This window comes from Nostocoides sp. HKS02, assembly GCF_009707485.1.
GTDB lineage: Bacteria > Actinomycetota > Actinomycetes > Actinomycetales > Dermatophilaceae > Pedococcus.
On sequence record NZ_CP046121.1, the window covers coordinates 606,084 to 630,250 of the forward strand.

Consider the following 24,167-nt stretch of genomic DNA (forward strand, 5'->3'; position numbering starts at 1 on the left):
TGAGGCATTCTGCGCGCTGCTTCAGGTCCCGCTCAGGAGCGCGCCGTCCATGTCGGGCGGGCGGGGAGGACGTCCGCGACTGGGGCCGTCGCGCGCAGGGGCGAGGGGTGGGTCAGGCCACCTCGGCGCGCTCTGGGGCGACGTCCTCGACGTGCTCGCGCGCCGGGACCTCCAGCAGTCGGTCGAGCTCGGCCAGGGACAGTCGACGCCGTTCACCGCGAGCAGTCACTGCCATGACGCGCGACAGCAGCTCGCGCTCGCCGCTCAACAGCGGGTCGCGCGCGGCTTCGAGCTCGAACCATGGCCACCACACGCTGCAAGGATGCGCTGGCCGGCAGGGCAGGTGGGGCAACTTCACCCGAGTCGGGCCCTTTGCCCTAGTCCGGCCCTCGTCCCTTCGGTCGACGTGCGCTGGTCCGAGGGCTGGTGGTCGCGTGTCGGCGTGGGTCAGCACGCGACTCGGCTCGGCCGTTCGGTCGATGCGTCCCGGCCAGAGGGACTAGTCAGTTCTGACTACCAAGCCGATCCCTCAGCAGGCGATCGCAGGTCATTGTTTGTAAACACAACCATTTGAGCTCGTAAGGGGATCCCCATGACCAGCATCGTCGCCAAGCTTCGTCTCCACATCTCGCGTGAGCAGGGCGCCACCGCAGTCGAGTACGGACTGATGGTGGCCCTGATCGCCATCGTCATCATTGCCGCCGTCACGTTGCTCGGCGGCAGCCTCAACAGCCTGTTCAACCAGGTCGCCACGAGCGTCTAGCCAGCGGCGGCCGTCCGTGCCACCGAGGTGCTCACGCGCCACCGCCGTGGCGCTGTGGGGGCTGCCGTGGGGCCGTCGTGGGGCTGTGGTGGGGCAGGTCGGGCTTGAACCGACGACCGACGGATTATGAGTCCGCTGCTCTGACCGACTGAGCTACTGCCCCGCTGGGCCCAGGAGGCCGCCGGTCGCCCATCGGACGGAGACCGGTGTTGCGCTCCTGTGCCGAGCAGATTGTGTCAGAGCGGGTCCCCCGGCGGTGGTCGGACGGGTCGGTGCCGGAACTTCCGGATATCCGGGCGTTTCGTCACCAACAGGCGCGCTCGCGCCGATACCAGTGATGGTGCTGGTGCGGATGTGATCCATGGTGCACAATGGGGCCAGCGCAACAACCGAAGAGTCGCGGCATCATGCCGAGCCACCCGTGCAGAGGTTCGTGGGGAAGACGTCCCTCGCACACCAAGGAGGCCCGGATGTCCGTCGCGATGCCGCGTGTCATGACCCGCGGGGTGGTGTTCATTCACTCCACCCCGACTGCGCTGTGCCCGCACATCACCTGGGCCCTGGAGTCCGCGCTCGACAGCCGCCTGTCGATCGACTGGACCCGTCAGCCAGCCGGTGCCGCACTCGTCCGCGCGGAGTTCCCGTGGAGCGGTGTGCAAGGCACCGGCGCCAAGCTCGCCTCCACCCTGCGTGGGTGGGACGGACTGCGCTATGAGATCACCGAGGAGCCCAGTCCCGGCGCCGACGGCTCGCGGTGGTCGCACACCCCCCGCCTGGGCATCCACCACACCTGGACCTCGGCCGCCGGTGACGCGGTCATCAACGAGGACCGCCTGCGCGAGGTCCTGCGGCTCTCGCAGGGATCTCCTGAGGCGATGGCGGAGATGGTCGAGGAGCTGCTCGGCAGCGACTGGGACGCCGAGCTCGAGCCCTTCCGGTATGCCGGCGACGGGGCTCCGGTGCGATGGCTCCACAAGGTGGGTTGAGCAGTCCGGCCGGCACCCTGAGCTCAGGCCGCCCACGGCCCTCTGACCTGCACGTTTCGGGGGATCGTCGGCGTCCCGGGTAACCTGTCGCGTTGATCGACAGACCCAGGAGGTGCCTGTGACCCGCCGCAACCTGCCCGCTGCTGGCCTGCCCGCACTCGGTGGGCTCGCCGTTCTGCTCGTGCTCTGGTGCGCCTGGCGCATCCTCGGAGCGGGATTGACGGTGGCCACTGGACTCGTGGCGTGGGGCCTGTGGCTGGTCCTCGCGGCGTCGGTCGTGACCGCGGCGTTCTACGTCCGCGAGCTCGCCAAGCACCGGGTCGCGACCCGCGGGGGTGCGTGGCGGCCCCTGCCCTCCCTGGTGCTGCTCTGGATCGCCGGGCTGACCTCGGTGGGCGTCTTCGCGTTCATGCTGCCCAGTCGCGCCGAGCCAGCAGCGGCCGCGGCACCTGCGCCGGCTGCCGCCACCGTGCCGGTTTCGCCGGCCCCGCCCGCGGCCGTCGCGACGACGGCCCCCACGACCGCCGCCGCCCGAGCGAGCGCGACCACGGCCTCGCGGTCGAAGGCTCGGGCGACACCCACGCCGGTGCGCACGACGGCCGCGCTGGCGCCCCAGCCGGTGTCCACCGCGGCGCCGGCCCCGGTGAGGTCGACGACGACCCCGCCGGCACCGTCACCGACGAGCTCACCCCTGATCACGATCAAGCTCCCCGGGCACGGAACCGGGTCGCCGACCCGCTAGGTCAGACGCTGGTGAAGACCACCGCGACGTTGTGGCCGCCGAAGCCGAACGAGTTGTTCAGCGCCGCGATGTCGCCCTCGGGCAGCTTGCGCGCCTCGCCATGCACGACGTCGAGCTTGATCGCGGGGTCGAAGTCGTCGAGGTTGATGGTCGCCGGGGCGACGCGGTGGTGCAGCGCCAGCACGGTCAGGACGCCTTCGAGCGCGCCGGCGGCCCCCAGCAGGTGCCCGGTCATCGACTTCGTCGCGCTGACCGGCATACCGTCGGCGTCGTCGCCGAACGCACGCCGGATGGCGTTCGACTCGGCTACGTCGCCGACTGGGGTGGACGTCGCGTGCGCGTTGACGTGGACGATGTCCTTGGGGGACAGGCCCGCACGCTGGACGGCTTCGACCATCGCGCGAGAGGCGCCGGCACCCTCGGGCTCGGGCGCGGCGATGTGGTGGGAGTCGGCCGACATGCCCAGCCCGGCCAGCTCTGCGTAGATGGTCGCCCCGCGGGCCACGGCGTGCTCGTACTCCTCGAGCACCATGACGCCGGCGCCCTCACCGAGCACGAACCCGTCACGACCGGTGTCATAAGGGCGGGAGGCCCGCTCGGGGTCGTCGTTGCGGGTCGAGAGGGCCTGCATGGCCGCGAACCCGGCAATGGGCAGCGCGTGGACGGCGCCCTCGGTGCCACCGGCGACGGCCACGTCGGCGCGGCCGCTGCGGATCATCTCGGCGGCATACCCCATCGCCTCGAGGCCGGAGGCGCAGGCGGACACGGGGGTGTGCGCCCCCGCGCGAGCGCCGATCTCCAGCGACACCGCGGCGGAGGACGCGTTGGGCATGAGCATCGGGACCGCGAGGGGGAAGACCCGCCGCGGACCCTTCTCCTTGAGGTTGTCCCACTGGGACAGCAGGGTCCACACACCGCCGATGCCGGTGCCGATGCACGCGGCGAGCCGCTCGGGCTCGACCTGCGGGCTGCCGGCGTGCGCCCAGGCCTCGCGGGTGGCGATCAGCGCGTACTGCGCGCTCGGGTCGAGGCGGCGCACCTCCACCTTGGAGAGCACCTCCTCGGGCGGGGTGTGGATGACCGCGGCGAATGTCACCGGCAGCTCGTACTTCTCCACCCAGTCGTAGGGCATGGTGCGGGCGCCCGAACGGCCCGCGAGGATCGCGTCCCAGGTCTCCGGGACGGTGCCCCCCACGGGAGTGGTGGCGCCCAGGCCCGTGACGACGACGCGTCGCTGCTCGGTCATGGCTGGATGTGCTCCTTCGTCGGGTGGTGCGTGGGTGGTGCACCGGCGCGGGACGCCGCGGGCTCGGCGGTGACCGCCGTATGCCGCGCCCCGCGCCGGGTGGGGCTCAGCTCTGGTTGGTGGCGATGAAGCTCACGGCATCGCCGACGGTCTTGAGGTTCTTGACCTCGTCGTCGGGGATCCGCACGCCGAACTTCTCCTCGGCGTTGACCACGATGGTCATCATCGACAGCGAGTCGATGTCGAGGTCGTCGGTGAACGACTTCTCCGGCTGCACCGACTCGGTGTCGAGGCCGGTCTCCTCGTTGACGATCTCGGCCAGACCCTCGAGGATCTCCTGCTCGCTCTGCGCCATCTGGCTCAGCTCCTTCATGGTTGATGTGCGGTGGTTGTGCATCGGTCGGCCCGGTTCACCCGCGGGCCAGCGGGAGTCTGCTCAGGGCAGGACCACGACCTGTGCGGCGTAGACCAACCCGGCCCCGAAGCCGATCTGCAGGGCCAGACCGCCGTGCGGTGCCTCGCCCTCGCGCAGCATCCGCTCGGTGGCCAGCGGGATCGAGGCGGCCGAGGTGTTGGCCGTCTCGGCGATGTCGCGAGCCACCGGGATGTCGGCGGGCAGCTTGAGCTGCTTGATCATCGCGTCGATGATCCGCATGTTGGCCTGGTGGGGGATGAAGGCGTCGAGGTCCTCGGCGCGGACGCCTGCGGCATCCAGGGCCTTCTGGGCCACGGGAGCCATGCCCCACACCGCCCAGCGGAAGACGGCCTGGCCGGCCATGCCGATCGCGGGCGAGCCGAGGCCGTCGGACTCCTTGAGCTCGACCCAGCTGTCTCGCTGGGAGATGGTCCGCCACTGCGAGCCGTCGGACCCCCAGACCGTGGGGCCGATGCCGGGGACGTCGCTCGGGCCGACGATCGCCGCCCCGGCGCCGTCGCCGAAGATGAACGCCGTGCCGCGGTCGGTGGGGTCGGTGAAGTCCGAGAGCTTCTCGACGCCGACGACCAGGACGTGCTGGGCGGACCCGCCGCGGACCATGTCGCTGGCCAGGCTGATGCCGTGGCAGTAGCCGGCGCAGGCCGCCGAGATGTCGAAGGCCGCCCCGCGGATACCGAGGCGGTCGGCGAGGATCGGCGCGGCGGCAGGGGTCTGGTAGGGGTGCGTGACCGTCGCGACGATGACGGCGTCGACCTGGGCGGCCTCGAGCCCGGCGGCGGCGAGCGCCTCGCGGGTGGCTGCCTCGGACATGTCGACCACCGACTCGTCCTTGGCGGCGAACCGGCGGCTCTTGATGCCCGAGCGTTCCTGGATCCACTGGTCGGAGGAGTCGATCGCCTCGACGATCTCGGAGTTGGGGACGACGCGTTCGGGCCGGTAGCCGCCCACGCCGAGGATCCGGGTGTGGCGGGCGCCCGTGGATTCGGTGATGATGCCGGTGCCCTTGGGGACGGGTGTGGTCATGTCAGGCCTCTTGCGCGTCGGACGAGGAAGGTGTCGAGGAGGGTGTCGAGGGAGGTGTCACGGAGGCGGGGTCGCCGTCCCGCGCCGAGCCGGACTCGGCAATGAGCTGCTGGGCCTTCTCGAGGTCATCGGGGGTCTTCACTGCCAGTGTGGCAACTCCCGGCATCGCGCGCTTGGCGAGGCCGACCAGAGTTCCGGCCGGGGCCAGCTCGATGAGGGTCGTGACACCCATGGAGACCATGGTCTGCATGCACTGGTCCCAACGGACGGGGTTGCTCACCTGGCGGACGAGGCGAGCCAGCGCGTCGGCACCGCCGGACACCGCGGCGCCGTCGGCGTTCGACAGCAGGGTGACCGCAGGATCGCGGGTCTTGAACCCGGCACTGAGGCTCGAGAGCGCGTCGACTGCGGGCGCCATGTGACTGGTGTGGAATGCCCCGGCGACCTGCAGGGGGATGACTCGGGCCTTGGCGGGTGGCTCCGCGGCCAGGGCGGCGAGCTGCTCGAGGGTGCCGGCGGCCACGACCTGCCCCGCGCCGTTGGCGTTCGCCGCCGTGAGGCCGTGGCGCTCCAGCGCCGCGGCGACCTCGGCGGGGTCTCCGCCGAGCACCGCGCTCATGCCGGTCGGAGTCGTCGCGCTGGCGGCAGCCATACCCCTGCCGCGCTCGCGGACGAACACCATCGCGTCGCGGTCGTCGAGCACACCGGCGAAGGCTGCGGCGGTGATCTCGCCCACCGAGTGGCCGCCGGTGACCCCGACTGGCCCGCTCGGTCCGTCAGGGAGCAGGACTGCGGCCACCGCCAGACCCGCGCCCACGATGAGCGGCTGGGCGACTGCGGTGTCCTTGATCGTCTCGGCGTCGGAGGTGGTGCCGTGGGCGACGAGGTCGACCTCGGCGACGTCGGAGAGCGACTCGAGCCGCGCCCGGAAGGCGGGCAGCTCCAGCCAAGGGGTGAGGAAGCCGGGGGTCTGGGAGCCCTGTCCGGGGCACACGATGGCGAGCACGGTCCCAGCCTTGCGGTCGGGGTGGCCCCGCAGCGTGACCGTTTGGCACCAACATCGCGGGCGTGTCTTGGAGGATGTCTACAAAAGGTGGGACCAGGGTCTACGCAGGCCGCGATCGAGAGGACTGGCTGAGGCGGCCGAGCGCGAGCGCGATCCGCACGGTGTGGGCGTCGTGTTGGTCGGTCAGCTGGTAGCCGGTGAGGTCGGCGATCTTGCCGAGGCGGTACCGGACCGTGTTGGGGTGGACGAACAGCAGCCGAGCGGTGCCCTCGAGGCCGCCCGCCGACTCGAGGTAGACGGCCGCGGTGTCGAGCAGACCGCCACCCGCGCCCACGAGCGGGTGCCAGATCCGGTCGAGCAGCAGGGCCCGGGCGGGACCGTCACCCACGAGGACGCGCTCGGCCAGCAGGTCGTCGGCCGCGACCGGCCGGGGGGCCTGCGGCCAGGCATGGGCGCAGGAGTGCCCCGCCAGTGCCGCCCGCGCGGAGCGTCCCGCCGCGAACAGGTGCGGCACCCGGGGGCCGACCACCACCGGCCCGTCGCCGAAGTGGTCGGCGACTGCGCGGGTGGCCTCGAGGGGGTCGTCGACGTTGCCGAGGATGCAGACCAGGCGACGGCCCTGGATCGCGGCGAGGATGTCGACGCCGACCTTCTGCGCAGCACGGCGCAGGCCGTCGACCACCCCCGCAGGGCTGCCGGCGGGCGTGCTTCCGGCGATGACGGCGACACGGGTCGTCGTGCCCCACCCGAGCGCGGCGGCCCGCGACTGCATCGAGTCGTCGGCCTCACCGCGGAGCACGGCGTCCACCACGAGTCCTTCGAGCCGGGCGTCCCACGCGCCGCGGGCCTCCGCGGCGTGGGCGTAGACCTCGGCAGCGGCGAACGCGATCTCGCGCGAGTACCGCAGGACGGACTCGCGCAGGGCCTGCTCCTCACCCGGCTCGGCGAGCGCGGTGGCATCGAGCTCGACCACGTCGACGACCGACCGGACGAGGTCGAGGGTCTGGCGCAGGGTGATCGAGCGGGTCAGCTCTCGCGGTGCCGTGCCGAACACGTCGGCGGTCACCGGGACCTGGTCGCCCCCCGCGCGGAGCCAGGCGATGAACGCGGCGATGCCGGCCTGGGCCACGAGTCCCACCCACGACCGGTCCTCGGCGGACAGGGCGCGGTACCACTCGTGGCTCGCCTCCATCCGGCGGATCGCCGCGGTGGAGAGCTCTCCGGCGGCCCGCTCCACCCGCTGCAGGGTGACCTGCGAGGTGTCCTGGCGCGACGGCATACGGGCAGTCTATTTGTATGCCGTCCACAACCGAACGGCGCACGTCACCGGTGCAGGGTGGGCAGCGCGAGGGGGGCAGCGCGAGGGGTTCGTCAGCCGGCGTGGTCGCGCCAGCTGTGCTGCGGCTCGTAGCCGAGCACCCGGCGCGCCTTGGCGATCGACAGCAAGGTCTCGTGCTCGCCGAGCTCGCCGCGCACCTCGACGCCGGGGAAGACCTCGGCCATGAGGTCGGCGCTGGAGCGGCTCATCACGGTGTCGGCGTTGGCGACGATGAAGACGTCGGTGCCCGGGTCGGGGTACTCGAGCGCGCGGCGCACCGCCTGGGCTCCGTCGCGCGCGTCGATGTACCCCCACAGGTTCCACTTCCGCAGCAGGGGGTCGGTGTCGTAGCCGGGGAACGCGGCGTAGTCGGCGACGTCCATGACGTTGGAGAACCGCAGCCCGATCATGCTCAGCTCGGGGTCCCAGCGGCAGAACTGACGGGCCATCTCCTCCTCGAGCACCTTGGTCAGGGAGTACGCCGACTCCGGCCGCGGCGGGTAGTCCTCGTCGACGGGTGCGTAGGGCGGGGGAGTGTCGAAGGGCAGCCCGAGCACGGTCTCGCTCGAGGCCCACACGACCTTGCGTATGCCGGCGGCGCGAGAGGCCGCGAAGACGTGGTAGGTCGCAGCGGAGTTGTTGGCAAAGGTCGTGGCGTTCGCCATCAGCCCGGACGCGGGGAGGGCGGCGAGGTGCACCACGGCGTCGAGCCGGCCGCGGTGCTCGTCGGTCCACCCCGTCAGCGCCTCGAGCACCTGCCCGTAGTCGGTGAGGTGGACGGCCAGGAACTCGGTCGTCGGCTCCGGCGGGCGGTGCCGGTCGAGGGCGAGCACCTGCCAGCCCTGCTCGACCAGGTGGGACACGACGGCCCGACCGAGCTTGCCCGAGGACCCGGTGACGGCGACGCGGCCGGGCGCACCCGGCATACCGGCGTTCAGCTCTCGCCCCCGGCGTTGCCCGAGGTGCCGGCGGTGACGTCGAGCAGGCGGTAGCGCGCGGCGGCCTCACGAGCGACGTCGCCGGAGATCTCACCGCGGGCCGCGAGCATCTGCAGGGCGCGCACGGCGACCGACGGCCCGTCGATGTGGAAGAAGCGTCGCGCGGCGGGGCGGGTGTCGGAGAAGCCGAACCCGTCGGCACCCAGCGACGCGAAGTCGCCCGGCACCCACGGCTGGATCTGGTCCTGCACCTGACGCATGTAGTCCGAGACCGCCACGACCGGGCCCCTGGCGTCCCTGAGGCGCTCGGTGACGTACGGGGTGCGCGGCTCTTCGTCGGGGTGCAGGAAGCGCTGCTCGTCGCAGGCCAGGCCATCACGGCGCAGCTCGCTCCACGACGTCACCGACCAGACGTCCGCCACGACACCCCAGTCGTTGCGCAGCAGTTCCTGCGCCTCCATGGCCCACGGCACGCCGACGCCTGACGCGAGCAGCTGCACGTGCGGAGCATCGTCGGCGAGACCGTCGGAGATGCCCGGCGCGAAGAGGTGCATGCCGCGCAGGATGCCCTCGTGGTCGACGTTCTCGGGCTCGGCCGGCTGGCTCATCGGCTCGTTGTAGACGGTGATGTAGTAGATGACGTTCTCCGGGTTGTCGCCGTACATGCGGCGTAGCCCGTCCTGCATGATGTGGCCGATCTCGAAGGCGAACGCCGGGTCGTAGGCGACCACTGCGGGGTTTGTCGCCGCCATGATCGGGCTGTGGCCGTCGGCGTGCTGCAGGCCCTCGCCGGTCAGCGTGGTGCGCCCCGCGGTCGCCCCGATGAGGAAGCCACGCGTCATCTGGTCGGCCGCCGCCCAGATCGAGTCCGCGGTGCGCTGGAACCCGAACATCGAGTAGAAGACGTAGATCGGGACCATCGGCTGCCCGTGCGTGGCGTAGGACGTGCCGGCCGCCGTGAACGCCGCCATCGACCCGGCCTCGTTGATGCCGAGGTGCAGGATCTGGCCGTCCTTGGCCTCCTTGTAGGCGAGCATCAGCTCGGCGTCCACGGAGGTGTACTTCTGCCCGTGCGGGTTGTAGATCTTGATGGTCGGGAAGAACGAGTCCATGCCGAACGTGCGGGCCTCGTCGGGGATGATCGGCACGACGCGCTTGCCGAACTCCTTGTCGCGCATGAGCTCCTTGAGCAGCCGCACGAACGCCATGGTCGTCGCGACCTGCTGCTTGCCGGTGCCCCGCTTGACGACGTCGTAGGCCGCGTTGTCGGGCAGCTTGAGCGGCTCGTGCTGGACGCGGCGGACCGGGAGCGGACCACCGAGCTTCTCGCGGCGCTCGCGCAGGTACTGGATTGTCGGGTCGTCGGCGCCGGGGTGGAAGTACGGCGGGGCGTACGGGTCCTTCTCGAGCACCTCGTCGGAGATCGGCAGCTTGAGGCTGTCGCGCAGGCCCTTGAGGTCGTCCAGCGTGAGCTTCTTCATCTGGTGGGTCGCATTGCGGCCGGCGAAGTGGCTGCCGAGGCCGTAGCCCTTGATCGTCTTGGCGAGGATCACCGTCGGCTGGCCGGTGTGGTTCATCGACGCCTGGTACGCGGCGAACACCTTGCGGTAGTCGTGGCCACCACGCTTGAGCTGCCACCAGATGTCCTCGTCGGACCAGTCCTTGACCATGTCGCGGGTGCGCGGGTCGCGGCCGAAGAACTGGTCGCGGACGTACTTGCCGTCGTTCGCGCGGAAGGTCTGGTAGTCGCCGTCGCTCGTGGTGTTCATCAGATGCACGAGGGCGCCGTCGCGGTCCTGGGCCAGCAGCGGGTCCCAGCCGCGGCCCCAGACGACCTTGATGACGTTCCAGCCCGCCCCGCGGAAGAACGCCTCGAGCTCCTGGATGATCTTGCCGTTGCCGCGCACCGGGCCGTCGAGGCGCTGCAGGTTGCAGTTGATGACGAAGGTCAGGTTGTCGAGCTCCTCGCCGGCCGCGAGCTGCAGCAGGCCGCGCGACTCGGGCTCGTCCATCTCGCCGTCACCGAGGAACGCCCAGACGTGCTGCTGGCTGGTGTCCTTGATGCCGCGGTTGTGGAGGTACTTGTTGAACTGCGCCTGGTAGATCGCGTTCATCGGCCCGATGCCCATCGAGACCGTCGGGAACTGCCAGAAGTCGGGCATGAGGCGCGGGTGCGGGTAGGACGGGAGGGCCAGCGGCTGCCCGGCCACGACGTGGCTCTTCTCCTGGCGGAAGCCGTCGAGCTGGTCCTCGGAGAGCCGTCCTTCGAGGTAGGCGCGGGCGTACATACCCGGCGAGGCGTGCCCCTGGAAGAACACCTGGTCGCCGCCACCCGGGTGGTCGGCGCCACGCCAGAAGTGGTTGAAGCCCACCTCGTAGAGCGTCGCCGCAGAGGCGTACGTGGAGATGTGGCCCCCGACGCCGATGCCGGGTCGCTGCGCGCGGTGGACCATGACCGCCGCGTTCCAGCGCAGGTAGGCGCGGTAGCGGCGCTCGACCTCCTCGTCACCGGGGAACCACGGCTCCTGCTCAGGGGAGATCGTGTTGATGTAGTCGGTCGCGGTCAGCGAGGGGACGCCCACCTGCATCTCACGAGCGCGCTCGAGGAGCTTGAGCATGACGTACCGCGCACGCTGACGGCCACCCGCCTCGATGACGCCGTCGAGGGAGTCGAGCCACTCCTTCGTCTCCTCGGGGTCGATGTCCGGGAGCTGGCTGGGGATGCCGTTGAGAATGGGTCCGGCTTCCTCGCGTGCGGCCACGGTGGTGGGTCCTTTCTCGCGCCTGAGTTCACGAGAGACCGCGGGGTTGCCTGCAGCCTCCGTCGTCCATCTTCCACCCGAACGAGTCGCAGGTCACAACCGGATGCCGGCTACTGGCCAGTATGCGGAGCGGGCGGGCTCACCACCCCAGACGGTGCGCGCCGGCATACACGGTCATCCGCGGTGGTCGCGCGAACCCGACCAGCGTCAGTCCTGACCGGGTGGCGAGGTCCGCGGCGAGCGAGGAGGGGGCGGACACCGCGACGAGGGCCGGCAGCCCGGCCATGACCGCCTTCTGCACGAGCTCGAAGCTGGCGCGACCGCTGACCACCAGGACGTGCCCGCTCAGGGGCAGCAGTCCCTCGCGCCCCGCCCAGCCGACGGCCTTGTCGACCGCGTTGTGGCGGCCGACGTCCTCGCGGACGACGAGCGCCTCACCCGAGGCGGTGAAGATCCCGGCCGCGTGCAGCCCGCCGGTGCGGTCGAACACCTTCTGGTGCTCGCGCAGGGCGTCGGGAAGCCCGGCCACGACGGCGGGGTCCAGCGCGACCGGGTCGGTGGCGACGGCATACGGGCTGGTCGCGGTGATGGCGTCGATGCTCGTCTTTCCGCACACCCCGCAGGCGCTGCTCTGGTACCCCGAGCGCGCGGCGCGGTCGAGGTCGGGGACCACGCCCGGCGCGAGGGTGACGTCCACGACGTTGTAGGTCGGGGAGCCCGACTCGTCCTCGTCGAGGCAGTGCATCAGCTGCTGGACGTCGGTGGCGTGACGCAGCACGCCCTCGGTGAGCAGGTTGCCGACGGTCAGGTCGAAGTCGTCGCCGGGCGTCCGCATGGTCACCGTCACCGACACCCCCGAGACGCGGATCTCGAGGGGCTCCTCGACCGCGAGGGTGTCCGGGCGAGAGGTGGTGCGGGGCTCACCTCCGGCGGTGATCTCGACGCGGATGCTCGGCGTGCGACTCGTGACCCGACCCATGGTCAGACTGTAGGCGCCGGTGGACCCCGCGCGTCCCGATAGGTTGGGCCGGTGAGTGACGTGCGCTTGTTCGGGAACGCCGGTATGCCGTGGCAGCCGGTGTCTCCGCGACTGGTCACCGCCCGGCTGACGGTCCTGGCCGCCGTGCTGGTCGTGCCCCTGCTCGTGACCGTCGCCCTCGCGGTGGCCGTCTCGAGCACGCTGTGGTGGGCCGTCGGCGTCGTGGTGCTGGTGGGCGCCTGGGGGACGTGGGTGGTCCTGCGACAGGTCCCGGCCATCACCTGGCTCGAGCTGGACGACGAGCTCGTCGTGCGACGCGGGCGCCTGTTCCGGTCGCTGGTCACCGTGCCGTACGGCCGGCTCCAGTACGTCGACGTCCAGAGCGGGCCGCTCGACCGCGCCCTCGGCATCGCCGAGGTGGCGCTGCACACGGCCTCACCACAGTTCAGCGCCGACATCCCCGGTCTGCCGCTGGCCGAGGCGGAGGCCCTGCGGCAACGCCTCGTGGCCCGCGGCGAGTCCCAGCGGGCGGGTCTGTGACCGTTGCGGGCGGGCCGACGACCGACCGGCGCTCCACGGACGACGGGTGGCAGCACCTGCACCCGCTGTCTCCGGTGCTGCGCGGCGGCGTCGCGTTCGTCGCCGTCGTCGGATACACCCTGAGCCAGCAGACCGACCGGATCTTCGGCGCGCAGGCCGACGACCCGACCCAGGGGCACCGGCTGCTCGCGGTCGGGGTCGTCCTCGCGGTCCTGCTGGTCATCGTCGCCGGGGCGTGGGTGTCCTGGCGGTTCTCGCGCTTCCGGGTCAGCACGGCGTTCGTCGAGCTGCGGACCGGGCTGCTGTTCCGCCAGCACCGGCAGGTGCCGTTCGACCGCATCCAGGCCGTCGACATCTCGCGGCCGGTCCTGGCCCGCCTGACCGGGCTGTCCGAGGTGGTCGTGCAGTCAGCCGGCGGACGGAACTCCCACCTGCGGCTCGCCTTCCTCACCGATGCGCGGGCGCAGGAGGTGCGCGAGCAGCTCATGGCGCTGGCGGGGCGCGGAGACGACGCGGTGGTGGTCCCCGACGACGCGGCGCTCCCGGCCGACGCGGTCCCCAGCGACCCGCTGCTGCGGGGCGCCGCGGTCGTGCGGGTGCCCAACGCGCGGTTGGTCCAGGCCAGCCTCTACAGCGGTGGCGCGGTGTTCCTCGCCGTGGCGGTGCCGACCCTCGTGGTCGGCGTCGTGACCGGCACGCCGCAGCTCGTCGGCTGGCTCGGGCCGATGGTCCTGGGCGTCGGGGGTCGCCACCTCCAGCGACTCGTGCGCCACGCGAACTTCACCGTCCACCACCACGGCGACCGCCTCGTGATCCGGCACGGGCTGACCGACCTGCGGTCGACCAGCGTGCCGCTGCACCGCATCCAGGCGGCCGGCCTGGTCCAACCGCTGTTCTGGCGACTGCCCGGCTGGTGGCGCCTCGAGGTCAATGTCGCCGGGGCCGGCGGCGGTCGTGACGAGGACACCGAGACGGTCCTGCTGCCGGTCGGATCGATGCGCGAGGCCCTGGCGGTCCTCGCGCTCGTGCGTCCCGGCATCCCCGAGGACCTGTCCGTGGCCGCGCTGGCCGGCGAGGGCGAAGCGCACGGCTTCACCACCGCCTCGAGTCGCGCACGCCTGCTCGACCCGCTCAGCTGGCGACGCAAGGGCTATGCCGTGACGCCCGACTCCGTCCTGCTCCGAGGTGGCGTGCTGCACCGCCGGGCCCAGGTGGTGCCCCATGCGCGGATCCAGGCCGTAGGCGTGCGGCAGGGGCCGCTGCAGCGCTGGCGTGGGGTGGCAAGTGTCACCCTCGCCTCGACGCCCGGTCCGGTGCGGGCGCGTGTCGAGCACCTGGCCGTGCCGCAGGCCGAGCTGTTCCTGCGCGAGCAGATGGCCCGGTCGAGCCGGGCTCGCGGCGGACGTTCCCCGAGGTCAGGTCCATCATGACGGCGCCATCGCGCGATTCTGGCGCTCACGGGCTGGGACGATGGGGGGCCGATGAGCGGATCTGCGCTCGATTCTGCCGACTCAGTTGAAAATACCGCTGGGACCCGGTGGACTAGCGGGCAACACACGTCATCACACGGGATGGAGAAGGCAGTGAGTACCTCCGCGCAGGCCGCGCCGCTGAGTGCGGCGGGCCGCCTGGGGTTCGCCACCGGTCAGGTGGTCCAGGAGTTCGGCTATGACGTCGACGTCGACGACGACCTGCGGTTCGCGATCGAGGACCTCACCACCACCGAGCTCGAGGACGAGGACTACGGCGACGTCGCCGACGCGGTCCTCCTCTGGTGGCGGGCGGACGACGGCGACCTGGTCGACGCGGTCGTCGACGGGCTCACCAACCTGGCTGAGGGGGGCTTCATCGTGGTGCTGACGCCCAAGTCCGGTCGCCCCGCCCACGTGGAGCCCAGCGACATCGAGGAAGCCGCGACCACCGCGGGCCTGCACACCTCTGGGGCGGTGAACGCCTGCGACGACTGGACCGCCACCCGTCTCGTGGCCCCCAAGACGGCGCGCCGCTGATCGCTGGCAGACTTTGGCCATGACCGCTTCGAGCGAGCCGCTGCCCGTCGGCGCCACAGCCCCCGACTTCACCCTCAAGGACCAGAACGGCGAGGAGTACTCGCTCGCCGACTTCCGTGGGCGCAAGAACGTCGTCGTGGTCTTCTACCCCTTCGCGTTCTCGGGCATCTGCACCGGTGAGTTCTGCGAGATCCGCGACAACCTCGGCGCGTTCGTCGGCGACGACGTGCAGGTCCTGGCCGTGTCGTGCGACCACATGTTCACGCAGCGGGCCTGGGCCGACAAGGAGGGGTACTTCTTCCCCCTGCTCTCCGACTACTGGCCGCACGGCGGTGTCGCGCAGTCGTTCGGCGTCTTCCACGAGCAGGCCGGGGCGGCCGTCCGCGGCACCTTCCTCATCGACACCGAGGGCATCGTGCGCTGGTCGCTGGTCAACGGCATCGGGCAGGCTCGTGACTTCTCCGGCTACCACGCTGCCCTCGCTGATCTCCGTTAGCCTCTGGGCTGACCCTCCGACTCAGAGGGGCCTGTAGCTCAGTTGGTAGAGCGCCACGTTTACACCGTGGATGTCGTCGGTTCGAGCCCGGCCGGGCCCACGTGCACCCTGCGCAGCCCAAGCTCCGAGATGTCGTCCAGGCGCTCGATGGCCTCTTCCCGCCTGCCACCGCCCAGTCCTGGGACCAGGTCGGGCTCGTGTCCGGCGACCTCGACCAGCCCGTCGAGCGCGTCCTGTTCGCGGTCGACCCCACCCTCGCCGTCATCGAGGAGGCCCGCTCACTGGGCGTCGACCTCCTGGTGACCCACCACCCCCTGCTGCTGCGCGGCATACACAGCGTGGCGACGTCGAGCGCCAAGGGCGCGAGCGTCACGGCCCTCGTCGTCCACGACATCGCACTGTTCGTCGCCCACACCAACGCCGACGTGGCCGAACCCGGGGTCAACGACGCCCTGGCCGCGGCCTGCGGGCTCACCGAGACCTCGCCGCTCGCGGTCGTCGAGGGCCAGGCCCTGGGCCGCGTGGGCGAGCTCCCGTCGCCCGCCACCCTCGCCGACTTCGCGTCCCGCCTGTATGCCGCCCTGCCGCCCGCCGCCGGGGGGTTGCGGGTCGCCGGTCCCCCCGACGGCCCCGTGCGCCGGGTGGCCGTCATGGGCGGGGCGGGCGACGACCTGTTCGACGCGGTCCGCGCCAGTGGCGCCGACGTGTACGTCACGGCCGACCTGCGACACCACCCGGTGCTGGAGGCCCGCGAGGAGTCACGCGGTGGGCCGCCCTACCTCATCGACGCGGGCCACTGGGCGACCGAGTCGCTCTGGCTCGGGGTCGCCGCGCGACGCCTGACGGAGTCCCTCACGGCGGCGGGCTTCGAGTCATCTAGGGTGGAGACCCACATCTCAACACTGCGCACCGATCCCTGGGATTTCGTCGTCGGTGCTGAGCCGCCCGAAGGCATTGGAGGAACGTCCTGAAAGCCGACCCGTCCCGTCAGTGGCGACTGCTCGACCTGCAGGCCATCGACACCAGGCTCGACCAGATCGCCCATGCCCGGCGCACCCTGCCGCAGCTGGCGCGGTTGGCTGAGCTCGAGGACAAGGCGCAGGCCCTGAACTCCCTGCTCGTGCGCGCCCAGACGGAGTTCGGTGACATCCAGCGCGAGGTCGCCAAGGCCGAGACGGACGTCCAGCTCGTCCGGGACCGTGCTGCCCGCGACCGGGCCCGGCTCGACTCGGGCACCGGCACCGCCAAGGACCTCCAGGCCCTCCAGCACGAGCTGGACTCCCTTGCCCGTCGGCAGTCCGAGCTCGAGGACGTCGAGCTCGAGGTGATGGAGCGCGCCGAGTCCGCCGAGTCCGCTGCGAGCCAGCTCGCTGCCGAGCGCGACGCGCTGGCCGCCCAGGTTGCCGAGGCGACGGCGGCTCGCGACGAAGCCCTCAAGGACCTGGACTCCGAGGCCGTGCGGGTCGGGGCTCCGCGCGCCGACATCGTCGCCGGCGTCGGCGCAGACCTCGTGGCCCTCTACGAGAAGATCCGGCCGCAGAGCGGTGGGCTCGCCGCGGCACCGCTGCGTCAGCGTCGCTGTGGCGGCTGTCAGCTCGAGCTCAACAACGTCGAGATGAACCGCATCAAGGCGGCGCCGTCCGACGAGGTGCTCCGGTGCGAGGAGTGCCGCCGGATCCTCGTGCGCACCGCCGAGTCAGGCCTCTGAGCGCGGTGGGTCGCGCACTCATCGTCGAGGCCGACGGGGGGTCCCGCGGCAACCCCGGGGTTGCCGGGTACGGCGCCCTGGTCCGTGACCGCCGCACGCGGGCCGTCCTCTGGGAGGGCGCTGCACCGCTGGGCAAGGCGTCCAACAACGTCGCCGAGTACTCCGGCCTGATCGCCGGCCTGCGCGCGGTTCGCCGCATCGACCCGGGCGCCGACGTCGAGGTCCGGATGGACTCCAAGCTGGTCGTCGAGCAGATGGCCGGCCGGTGGAAGATCAAGCACGAGGACATGCGTCGCCTGGCCCTCGAGGCGCGCGACGAGCTGGCCGAGCTCTCCCGCGCGGGTGGTTCGGTGAGGTTCACCTGGATCCCGCGCGAGGAGAACAAGGCCGCCGACGCGTTGTCCAACACCGGCATGGACGGGCGGACCGTCGACCGCATGGTCCGCTCACCGCAGGCCGCAGATGCCGGGGTGGACGAGGCCGTCGAGGCGGCTGCCGACGAGATCATCGACGCGGAGCCGACGCCTTCGTTCGGCGCCGAGGTGCCGCCGGACCTCGGCGCCCCCACCCGGGTGCTGCTCGTCCGGCACGGGGTCACCGACTTCACCGTGGCGTCGAGGCTCGACGGGCGTGGCGGCGCTGACCCCTCGCTCAATGCCACCGGCCAGGCTCAGGCAGAGGCTGCCGGCCGAGCGACGGCCCACCTGCTCGGCGGCAGCCCCGCCCGCGTGGTGACCTCGTCGCTGACCCGCGCCCGTGAGACCGGTGCGGTCGTGGCGCACGCGATCGGAGCGACCCCCGAGGTGGACGCCGACTTCGACGAGCAGGACTTCGGCGACTGGGACGGCGCGACCATCGCCGACCTCGTCCGCGACCACCCGGACGAGCTGGCGGCCCTGCGCAACGACCCGGCCTACGCCCGACCGGGGGGTGAGTCGCACGAGGAGCTGGCGGCGCGTGTCATCGCGGCGTTCGGGCGGGTCGTCGCGGCGGGGGGCACGACCGTCGTCGTGTGCCACCGCAAGCCGATCATGGTGGTGCTGGCGCACCTGCTGCAGATCCCCCACGAGACCGTGTGGCGCCTTGCCGCCGCGCCCGGTTCGCTCACCGCGGTCGAGGTCTGGGCGGACGGCAACGCGTCCATCGCGTTCACCAACCGCACCTGATGCTGCCCACCATCTGACCCGCGGGTCTCGCCATGTGGCTGGCGTCCTAGTCTGGCCGCATGACGTACGCGGGAGATGTGCAGCCCGAAGAGGCGTATGCCGCGCTGGCGGCCGACGAGGACGCGGTCCTGGTCGACGTGCGCACAACGGCCGAGTGGAACTACGTGGGCCTGCCCGAGCTGTCGGCCCTGGGCAAGCGGGTCCTCTGCCTGGAGTGGCAGCGGTTCCCCGACGGGGCCCTGAATGGCGACTTCGTCGAGCAGCTCCAGGATGCCGGCGTGCCGGACGGCGCGCCGATCTACTTCCTGTGCCGCTCCGGGGTCCGTTCGGTCGCGGCAGCCGAGGCCGCGACCGCGGCCGGGCTCGGGCCGGCATACAACGTCCTCGACGGCTTCGAGGGGCCGCACGACGAGTTCGGGCACCGCACCGTGGCCGGCTGGAAGGTCGCGGGCCTGCCGTGGAGGCAAGGATGAGCCAGTCCCCGGAGTCCCCGCGCCCCGCAGCGCTTCGGCCCGACACCCTCGCGGTCCGCGGCGGCCTGGCCCGGAGCAACTTCGACGAGACCGCGGAGGCGTTGTACCTCACCTCGGGCTTCGTCTACGAGAGTGCCGAACAGGCCGAGGCCGCGTTCAAGGACGAGGTCGAGCACTTCATCTACTCGCGGTACGGCAACCCCACGGTCACCATGTTCGAGGAGCGGCTGCGCCAGCTCGAGGGCGCCGAGGCGTGCTTCGCCACCGCCTCGGGCATGTCGGCCGTGTTCGTGGCGCTGGCTGCGCTCCTCGGCAAGGGCGACCGGGTGGTGTCCTCGCGTGGGCTGTTCGGGTCGTGCTTCGTCATCCTCGACGAGATACTGCCCCGCTGGGGCGTCGAGACCGTGTTCGTCGACGGGCCCGACCTCGAGCAGTGGCGCGAGGCGTTGTCCGAGCCGACCCAGGCGGTGTTCTTCGAGACGCCGAGCAACCCGATGCAGGAGCTCGTCGACATGCGTGCCGTGTGCGACCTCGCCCACGCGGCGGGGGCCCAGGTGGTCGTGGACAACGTGTTCGGCACGCCGGTGTTCTCCAAGCCACTCGAGCACGGCGCCGACATCGTCGTGTACTCGGCCACCAAGCACATCGACGGACAGGGCCGCACCCTCGGTGGCGCAGTGCTGGGCACGGCTGAGTTCGTCAACGGCTCGGTGAAGAACCTCATGCGCCACACCGGCCCCTCGATGTCGCCGTTCAACGCCTGGGTCCTCGTGAAGGGACTCGAGACGCTGAGCCTGCGCGTCGAGAAGCAGGCGGCCAACGCCTTGGTGGTCGCCGAGGCGCTCGAGGCCCACCCGGCCGTGCGCACGGTGCTCTACCCCTGGTTGCCGTCCTTCCCGCAGTACGAGCTGGCTCGCCGCCAGATGCTCGGCGGGGGCACGGTCGTGACCTTCGAGGTCGAGGGGGGCAAGGCCGCGGCGTTCGCCCTCATGAACGCGCTGCAGGTCGTCGACATCAGCAACAACCTGGGCGACTCCAAGTCCATGGTCACCCACCCTGCGACCACTACGCACCGGCGCCTGACGCCCGAGGCGCGGGCCGCCGTCGGCATCACGGACGGCACGGTGCGCATCTCGGTGGGTCTCGAGGACGCCCAGGACATCGTCGAGGACCTGCTGCGCGGGCTGGGCTGACGCCCGGGTTCTACCCGGCAACCACGAGGGCGCCGAGCGCGAGCCCAGCGGCCACGAGGGCGCAGGTGGCGCCTTGGGCCGCCAGCGTCCACGGCGAGATCTGTATGCCGCGGGCGCGGCACCGCTGCGCCCACAGGAGCGTGGCGAGGGAGGCCCACGGGGTCACCAGGGGCGCGACGTTGACGCCGATCAGCAGCGCCATGAGTCGCGGCGGTGCATCTGCGGTGACCGACTCCAGGGCGATGTAGGCCGGCAGGTTGTTGACGACGTTGGCCGCCAGGGCCCCACTGCCCGCGACGCGGACGAGGTCGATGGGGGCGGTGCCCGTTCCCGCCAGGGACGCCAGCGCCGGTTGCAGCCCGTGCCGCAGCGCCAGGTCGAGGAGGACGAACAGCACGGCCACCCCGAGCGCCATCCGCCAGGGAACGGCGACGTGGGCGAAGCGCGACCGGTCCCGCGACCAGGCGGCGACCAGCAGCACCATCGCGGCGACCGAGGACACCCACGCAGGGGAGAGGCCGAGGGCGAACAGTGGCCCCACCGCCACGCACACCCCGGCGGCCAGACGCAGCATCGTCGGGTCGTGGGGCTCGGGTGCCGCGTCGAGCGCGTAGCGACCGCGAAGCGCCTTGCGGTGCCAGAGGAAGAGCACGACCACGGTGCCGACGACCGCACCCGCCGCGGGCAGAGCGGCGAGTCGCACGTAGCCGGGGTGACCCACCCCCAGGGCGGCGAACTGGTGCAGCGAGAGCAGGTTGGTCAGGTTCGACACGGGCAGCAGGAGGCTCGCGGTGTTGGCGAGCCACAGCGTCGTGAGGGCGAACGGAACCGGCGAGATGTCGAGCTGGGCGGCGATGGCCAGTCCCACGGGCGTCAGCAGGACGGCGGTGGTGTCGAGGCTGAGGAACACCGTGCAGACGACGGCGACGACCACGAACAGCAGCCAGAGCACGGGGGTCCGGTGCCGCCCGGCGCGCGTCGCCCAGTGGCCAGCGACGTCGAAAACCCCTGCGGCGTCGGCGATCTCGGCCACCACGGTGATGGCGACGAAGAACACGAGGACCGGTCCGACCCGCGCTACGAGGTCGGCGAGCTCGGCGCCCGTCACGGCTGCGTGGCTGGCATCAGCGGGCCGTCGCGTCGAGGATCCAGGGCCGGCCGGCCCGCGCAGGCCGCTCCAGCGCGAGGGTGAAGTCGTCCGCGAGGAGGTCGACCAGCTGCGGGACGGACCGGACATCACGACCGAGCTCGCAGAGCCGGCGCGCGACGAGACCGCGGGTGTGCTTGGCCGAGTGGGTGGCCCCGGGAACCCGCACCTGGACCCACCGCTCGGTGAGCTGGCCCTGCGGAGTCCACGCCGCGGCATACGTGCTCGACCGGCAGTCCACGACGAGGCCACGCCCCGCGACCTCGGGTAGCACCGCCGCCAGTTCCGGCTTCCACACACTGGCGAGGGGGCCCACCCCGGGCAGGTTCACCGCCATCGAGAGGCGGTACGGCGCAATGACATCCGTGGGGCGCACCGCTCCGTACAGAGCCGAGACGACCACGAGCCAGCGGTTGGCGCGACGCTTGGCGGCTGTCTCGAGCGTGGCGTAGCCGAGGGCGTCGTAGAGCACACCCGTGTAGACCGCGGAGGCGGGCAGGGCCGGAGCCGTGTGGAGCACCAGGTTGCGGGCGAGGTCCTGGGTGAGGGTGGGGCTGACACCGAGGGTGGCGGCGGCATCGGGGTGGGCGCTGACCTTCGCGAGCGCCTGCGCGACGGTGTGCCGGGTGTGCGCGAGCTGGGGGAAGGACAGCCGCTCCGGCACGATCGCCCGGCCCCGGGAGCGACCCGTCTTGGACTCGGAGGGGGGCAGCAGGATCAGCACGGGCCCAGCCTAGAGAGCCTGCCTCTGGATAGGTTGACTCCCATGCAGACGCGCGCCATCACGATCCAGCAGCCCGAGGGTCAGGGCGATGCCCAGTCCGCCCAGCTCGCCTCGCGGTTCGACGCGATCCGTACCGAGTTCGGCGTGCCCACGGACTTCCCGCCCGAGGTGCTCGCCGAGGCCGCGCGGGCTGCAGCGTCACCGGGACTGCCCGGTCGCGACGAGACGGCGGTGCCGTTCCTCACGATCGACCCACCCGGGTCGATGGACCTCGACCAGGCGATGCACCTCGAGCGTGACGGCGACGGCTACCGCGTGCGCTATGCGATCGCAGATGTCCCGGCGTTCGTCGTGGCCGGGGGAGCGGTGGATGCCGAGACGCGTCGCCGTGGCCAGACGATCTATGCCCCCGACCAACGGACGCCCCTGCACCCGCCGCTGCTCAGCGAGGGCGCGGCGAGCCTGCTGCCCGACCAGGTGCGCCCGGCGTTCGTCTGGGACCTGCGGCTCCGGTCCGACGGTGAGGTCGGCGACGTCGCCGTCTACCGCGCGCTCGTGCGGAGCACGGACCGGCTCGACTACGCCGGCGTGCAGAAGGCCGTCGACGACGGCTCCGCCGACGAGCGCCTCGTGCTGTTGGGCGAGGTCGGCCGGAAGCGGATCGCGCTCGAACGCCGCCGCGGCGGTGCCAGCCTGCCGATGCCGGAGCAGGAAGTGAGCCGCGACGACGACGGCCACTACCGCCTCGACTTCCGGCCCCAGCTCGAGGCCGAGGACTGGAACTCGCAGATCTCCCTGATGACGGGGATGGCCGCGGCCACGCTGATGACGAAGGCAGGGGTGGGCATCCTGCGCACCATGCCCGCGCCGGACGACAACGCGTTGGGTCGCTTCCGGCACGCCAGCCGCGCGCTCGGCGTGGAGTGGCCGGCAGAGCTGCCGTACGGCGAGTTCCTGCGCGGTCTCGACCGGACCAACCCCGCCCACCTCGCCCTGATCCACGAAGCGACCTCGCTCTTCCGCGGGGCCGGGTACACACCCTTCGACGGCTCGGTCCCCGAGCAGCGTGGACATGCCGCGGTGGCCGCGCCCTACGCCCATGTGACCGCACCACTGCGTCGCCTCGTGGACCGCTTCGGACTGGCCGTCTGTGAGGCGATCTCCTCGGGTCAGGAGATCCCGGCGTGGGCGCGCGAGGCCTTGCCATCGCTGCCCGAGATCATGGCTGCCTCCGACAAGGTCGCCAACGGGGTCGACCGCGCCTGCGCCGACGCCGTCGAGGCTGCTGCCCTGCAGCACCGGGTGGGCGAGGTGTTCGACGCCATGGTGGTGGAGGTCCGCGAGCGGAACGGTGCCCAGGCTGTCCACACGGCCCTGGTGCAGCTCCAGGACCCGGCCGTCCTGGCCAGCGCCGAGGGCCACGGCGAGCTCGGCACCTGGGTCAGGGTCGAGCTCACCGAGGCGGTCGTGGCGACGGGTACGGTGCGCTTCCGCGTCGTCTCGGGCGCCTAGCCCGGCGTGTCTCAGCACCCCCCGCGAGGCGAGGTATGCCGCGGTGGCCGGGCGCGCGGCATACCTGCCCTATCCTTGGTCGTGGATGAGTCGGCCAGGCGGTCGCGTCGGTGCGCAAGCACCGCCGAGGAACGTCCGGGCTCCACAGGGCAAGGTGGTGGCTAACGGCCACCCGGGGTGACCCGCGGGACAGTGCCACAGAGAACAGACCGCCACAGTGGACCACCCGGCTCCGGCCGGACAGGCGCTGCGGTAAGGGTGAAACGGTGGTGTAAGAGACCACCAGCGGGCCAGGTGACTGGCTCGGCTAGGTAAACCCCACCTGGAGCAAGCTCAGACAGTGCGCGTTCGAGGGCGGCCCGCCCGAGTGCACGGGTAGAGCGCTGGAGGCAGTCGGCAACGGCTGTCGTAGATGGATGACCGTCTCCTGCTGGCTGGCAACGACCAGCGGTGACAGAACCCGGCGTATCGGCCGACTCATCCACCCACGGGGCTGCCTCACATGCCGGGGATCTCCATGAACTGCTGGGTGGAGATCGTCCCGCCGGCGGCCGTGTGCGGGTGACCCTCGAGGAACCCGTCCAGCTGCTCCTGGGAGTCGGCGTCGATCACGGAGTAGCCGGAGACCTGGACGTCGGCATCGCCCTCGTTCACCAGGGGGGACCCCATGTCGACCAGGTGGTCACCGACCCGCTCGCCCCAGGTCATCCAGTCCTGCATCCCCGCAGCCGCCTGCTCGGGCGGGATGTCCGCCATCTGCGCGCGCATGGCGCTCGTGGTGTTGTAGAAAACCATGTACTTCGACATGAGGGCTCCTTGGACGGTGCAGGCGGACACCGGTCGATGACCACCATCCTCGATCTTGCCCCGTCCTCGGGCAGGGCACAGCGCAATACGGCGTAGGTTCACCGAGAGTTCGGACGGCCGCTCTGTCAATCTCCCGTTCACCTGACTGCGAGAGGATGCCGTCATGGCTACTGCGCGCGGGCGACCGCGGTCG

At 71.6% G+C, this 24,167-nt stretch carries 25 protein-coding genes, 2 tRNA genes and 1 other RNA gene; 15 read left to right on the plus strand and 13 right to left on the minus strand.

Translation table 11 applies throughout. The features are described from left to right. Positions 1–112: 112 nt before the first annotated feature. On the minus strand, positions 113–313 hold the full coding sequence (locus GKE56_RS02825; RefSeq protein WP_154683264.1) for a hypothetical protein: 201 nt from the start codon (positions 311–313) through the stop codon (positions 113–115). A gap of 279 nt (positions 314–592) precedes the next feature. Between GKE56_RS02825 and GKE56_RS02830 the strand changes: the two genes are divergently transcribed. Further along, positions 593–763: a Flp family type IVb pilin gene (locus tag GKE56_RS02830; protein WP_154683265.1), complete on the plus strand. Its 171-nt coding sequence runs from the start codon at positions 593–595 to the stop codon at positions 761–763. Between the two features lie 86 nt (positions 764–849). On the opposite strand, the gene GKE56_RS02835 is transcribed toward GKE56_RS02830, so the two are convergent. Then, positions 850–926 (minus strand) — tRNA-Ile (locus GKE56_RS02835). A gap of 307 nt (positions 927–1,233) precedes the next feature. Here GKE56_RS02835 and GKE56_RS02840 point away from each other — a divergent pair. Then, positions 1,234–1,749, plus strand: coding sequence for a DUF3145 domain-containing protein (locus GKE56_RS02840; protein WP_154683266.1), 516 nt, complete (start codon positions 1,234–1,236; stop codon positions 1,747–1,749). A 118-nt stretch (positions 1,750–1,867) separates the two neighbouring features. Next, on the plus strand, positions 1,868–2,491 hold the full coding sequence (locus GKE56_RS02845; RefSeq protein WP_154683267.1) for a hypothetical protein: 624 nt from the start codon (positions 1,868–1,870) through the stop codon (positions 2,489–2,491). Position 2,492: 1 nt separating this feature from the next. On the opposite strand, the gene fabF is transcribed toward GKE56_RS02845, so the two are convergent. The 8 genes from fabF to fdhD form a co-directional block, all read right to left on the minus strand. Then, positions 2,493–3,737 (minus strand): beta-ketoacyl-ACP synthase II, encoded by a 1,245-nt coding sequence (gene fabF, locus GKE56_RS02850; protein WP_154683268.1) that lies wholly within the window; start codon positions 3,735–3,737, stop codon positions 2,493–2,495. A gap of 106 nt (positions 3,738–3,843) precedes the next feature. Beyond that, positions 3,844–4,092 carry an acyl carrier protein gene (locus GKE56_RS02855; protein WP_154685579.1) on the minus strand — a complete coding sequence of 83 codons (249 nt, stop codon included), beginning with the start codon at positions 4,090–4,092 and terminating at the stop codon, positions 3,844–3,846. Between the two features lie 81 nt (positions 4,093–4,173). Beyond that, complete coding sequence (locus GKE56_RS02860) at positions 4,174–5,196, minus strand: beta-ketoacyl-ACP synthase III (protein ID WP_154683269.1); 1,023 nt, start codon at positions 5,194–5,196, stop codon at positions 4,174–4,176. Position 5,197: 1 nt separating this feature from the next. Then, positions 5,198–6,202, minus strand: coding sequence for an ACP S-malonyltransferase (locus tag GKE56_RS02865; protein WP_154683270.1), 1,005 nt, complete (start codon positions 6,200–6,202; stop codon positions 5,198–5,200). Between the two features lie 100 nt (positions 6,203–6,302). Continuing rightward, on the minus strand, positions 6,303–7,481 hold the full coding sequence (locus GKE56_RS02870) for a CdaR family transcriptional regulator (RefSeq protein WP_230209144.1): 1,179 nt from the start codon (positions 7,479–7,481) through the stop codon (positions 6,303–6,305). A gap of 92 nt (positions 7,482–7,573) precedes the next feature. Next, entirely contained in the window at positions 7,574–8,446 is an 873-nt protein-coding gene (locus tag GKE56_RS02875; RefSeq protein ID WP_154683271.1) for an NAD(P)-dependent oxidoreductase, read from the minus strand. 8 nt (positions 8,447–8,454) lie between these two features. Beyond that, positions 8,455–11,220: a pyruvate dehydrogenase (acetyl-transferring), homodimeric type gene (gene aceE / locus GKE56_RS02880; protein ID WP_154683272.1), complete on the minus strand. Its 2,766-nt coding sequence runs from the start codon at positions 11,218–11,220 to the stop codon at positions 8,455–8,457. A 139-nt stretch (positions 11,221–11,359) separates the two neighbouring features. Continuing rightward, positions 11,360–12,199, minus strand: coding sequence for a formate dehydrogenase accessory sulfurtransferase FdhD (gene fdhD / locus GKE56_RS02885; RefSeq protein WP_154683273.1), 840 nt, complete (start codon positions 12,197–12,199; stop codon positions 11,360–11,362). A gap of 51 nt (positions 12,200–12,250) precedes the next feature. On the opposite strand from fdhD, the gene GKE56_RS02890 reads away from it, so the two are divergent. The 10 genes from GKE56_RS02890 (at position 12,251) to GKE56_RS02935 (ending at position 19,784) form a co-directional block, all read left to right on the plus strand. After that, the gene (locus tag GKE56_RS02890; protein WP_230209145.1) at positions 12,251–12,739 is read left to right on the plus strand and encodes a PH domain-containing protein; all 489 of its coding nucleotides are present in this window, start codon (positions 12,251–12,253) and stop codon (positions 12,737–12,739) included. Further along, complete coding sequence (locus GKE56_RS02895; protein ID WP_154683274.1) at positions 12,736–14,169, plus strand: PH domain-containing protein; 1,434 nt, start codon at positions 12,736–12,738, stop codon at positions 14,167–14,169. Before GKE56_RS02890 ends, GKE56_RS02895 begins: the two co-directional genes overlap by 4 nt. A gap of 153 nt (positions 14,170–14,322) precedes the next feature. Beyond that, entirely contained in the window at positions 14,323–14,748 is a 426-nt protein-coding gene (locus tag GKE56_RS02900) for a DUF3052 domain-containing protein (protein ID WP_370518442.1), read from the plus strand. A 19-nt stretch (positions 14,749–14,767) separates the two neighbouring features. Next, the gene (locus GKE56_RS02905; RefSeq protein ID WP_154683276.1) at positions 14,768–15,244 is read left to right on the plus strand and encodes a peroxiredoxin; all 477 of its coding nucleotides are present in this window, start codon (positions 14,768–14,770) and stop codon (positions 15,242–15,244) included. Positions 15,245–15,271: 27 nt separating this feature from the next. Further along, positions 15,272–15,344: transfer RNA gene (locus GKE56_RS02910), tRNA-Val, on the plus strand. A gap of 1 nt (position 15,345) precedes the next feature. Then, the gene (locus GKE56_RS02915; RefSeq protein ID WP_154683277.1) at positions 15,346–16,215 is read left to right on the plus strand and encodes a Nif3-like dinuclear metal center hexameric protein; all 870 of its coding nucleotides are present in this window, start codon (positions 15,346–15,348) and stop codon (positions 16,213–16,215) included. Between the two features lie 104 nt (positions 16,216–16,319). After that, positions 16,320–16,952 carry a zinc ribbon domain-containing protein gene (locus GKE56_RS02920; protein ID WP_370518443.1) on the plus strand — a complete coding sequence of 211 codons (633 nt, stop codon included), beginning with the start codon at positions 16,320–16,322 and terminating at the stop codon, positions 16,950–16,952. Positions 16,953–16,957: 5 nt separating this feature from the next. Next, entirely contained in the window at positions 16,958–18,118 is a 1,161-nt protein-coding gene (locus GKE56_RS02925; protein ID WP_154683279.1) for a bifunctional RNase H/acid phosphatase, read from the plus strand. Between the two features lie 59 nt (positions 18,119–18,177). Continuing rightward, entirely contained in the window at positions 18,178–18,591 is a 414-nt protein-coding gene (locus GKE56_RS02930; RefSeq protein WP_154683280.1) for a rhodanese-like domain-containing protein, read from the plus strand. Next, positions 18,588–19,784, plus strand: coding sequence for an O-succinylhomoserine sulfhydrylase (locus GKE56_RS02935; RefSeq protein WP_154683281.1), 1,197 nt, complete (start codon positions 18,588–18,590; stop codon positions 19,782–19,784). The genes GKE56_RS02930 and GKE56_RS02935 overlap by 4 nt, the downstream gene beginning before the upstream one ends. 10 nt (positions 19,785–19,794) lie before the next feature. On the opposite strand, the gene GKE56_RS02940 is transcribed toward GKE56_RS02935, so the two are convergent. Together GKE56_RS02940 and GKE56_RS02945 are read right to left on the minus strand one after the other, a co-directional pair. Next, complete coding sequence (locus GKE56_RS02940) at positions 19,795–20,892, minus strand: SLC13 family permease (protein WP_230209146.1); 1,098 nt, start codon at positions 20,890–20,892, stop codon at positions 19,795–19,797. A gap of 16 nt (positions 20,893–20,908) precedes the next feature. Next, the gene (locus tag GKE56_RS02945) at positions 20,909–21,655 is read right to left on the minus strand and encodes a YaaA family protein (RefSeq protein ID WP_154683283.1); all 747 of its coding nucleotides are present in this window, start codon (positions 21,653–21,655) and stop codon (positions 20,909–20,911) included. Between the two features lie 42 nt (positions 21,656–21,697). Between GKE56_RS02945 and GKE56_RS02950 the strand changes: the two genes are divergently transcribed. Both GKE56_RS02950 and rnpB read left to right on the plus strand, forming a co-directional pair. After that, positions 21,698–23,167, plus strand: a complete 1,470-nt coding sequence (locus GKE56_RS02950; protein WP_154683284.1) for an RNB domain-containing ribonuclease — start codon at positions 21,698–21,700, stop codon at positions 23,165–23,167. Positions 23,168–23,253: 86 nt separating this feature from the next. Beyond that, an RNA gene (gene rnpB / locus GKE56_RS02955) (RNase P RNA component class A) lies at positions 23,254–23,651 on the plus strand. A 14-nt stretch (positions 23,652–23,665) separates the two neighbouring features. On the opposite strand, the gene GKE56_RS02960 is transcribed toward rnpB, so the two are convergent. Continuing rightward, positions 23,666–23,974, minus strand: coding sequence for a hypothetical protein (locus GKE56_RS02960; protein WP_154683285.1), 309 nt, complete (start codon positions 23,972–23,974; stop codon positions 23,666–23,668). Positions 23,975–24,167: the final 193 nt, after the last annotated feature.

Excerpts from the sequence above, each read along its gene's own strand:
- GKE56_RS02830 (WP_154683265.1), top strand. The coding sequence starts at position 593 with ATGACCAGCATCGTCGCCAAGCTTCGTCTCCACATCTCGCGTGAGCAG.
- GKE56_RS02840 (WP_154683266.1), top strand. The coding sequence starts at position 1,234 with ATGTCCGTCGCGATGCCGCGTGTCATGACCCGCGGGGTGGTGTTCATT.
- fabF (WP_154683268.1), bottom strand. The coding sequence starts at position 3,737 with ATGACCGAGCAGCGACGCGTCGTCGTCACGGGCCTGGGCGCCACCACT.
- GKE56_RS02855 (WP_154685579.1), bottom strand. The coding sequence starts at position 4,092 with ATGGCGCAGAGCGAGCAGGAGATCCTCGAGGGTCTGGCCGAGATCGTC.
- GKE56_RS02860 (WP_154683269.1), bottom strand. The coding sequence starts at position 5,196 with ATGACCACACCCGTCCCCAAGGGCACCGGCATCATCACCGAATCCACG.
- GKE56_RS02870 (WP_230209144.1), bottom strand. The coding sequence starts at position 7,481 with ATGCCGTCGCGCCAGGACACCTCGCAGGTCACCCTGCAGCGGGTGGAG.
- GKE56_RS02875 (WP_154683271.1), bottom strand. The coding sequence starts at position 8,446 with ATGCCGGGTGCGCCCGGCCGCGTCGCCGTCACCGGGTCCTCGGGCAAG.
- fdhD (WP_154683273.1), bottom strand. The coding sequence starts at position 12,199 with ATGGGTCGGGTCACGAGTCGCACGCCGAGCATCCGCGTCGAGATCACC.
- GKE56_RS02905 (WP_154683276.1), top strand. The coding sequence starts at position 14,768 with ATGACCGCTTCGAGCGAGCCGCTGCCCGTCGGCGCCACAGCCCCCGAC.
- GKE56_RS02930 (WP_154683280.1), top strand. The coding sequence starts at position 18,178 with ATGACGTACGCGGGAGATGTGCAGCCCGAAGAGGCGTATGCCGCGCTG.
- GKE56_RS02935 (WP_154683281.1), top strand. The coding sequence starts at position 18,588 with ATGAGCCAGTCCCCGGAGTCCCCGCGCCCCGCAGCGCTTCGGCCCGAC.
- GKE56_RS02950 (WP_154683284.1), top strand. The coding sequence starts at position 21,698 with ATGCAGACGCGCGCCATCACGATCCAGCAGCCCGAGGGTCAGGGCGAT.
- GKE56_RS02960 (WP_154683285.1), bottom strand. The coding sequence starts at position 23,974 with ATGTCGAAGTACATGGTTTTCTACAACACCACGAGCGCCATGCGCGCG.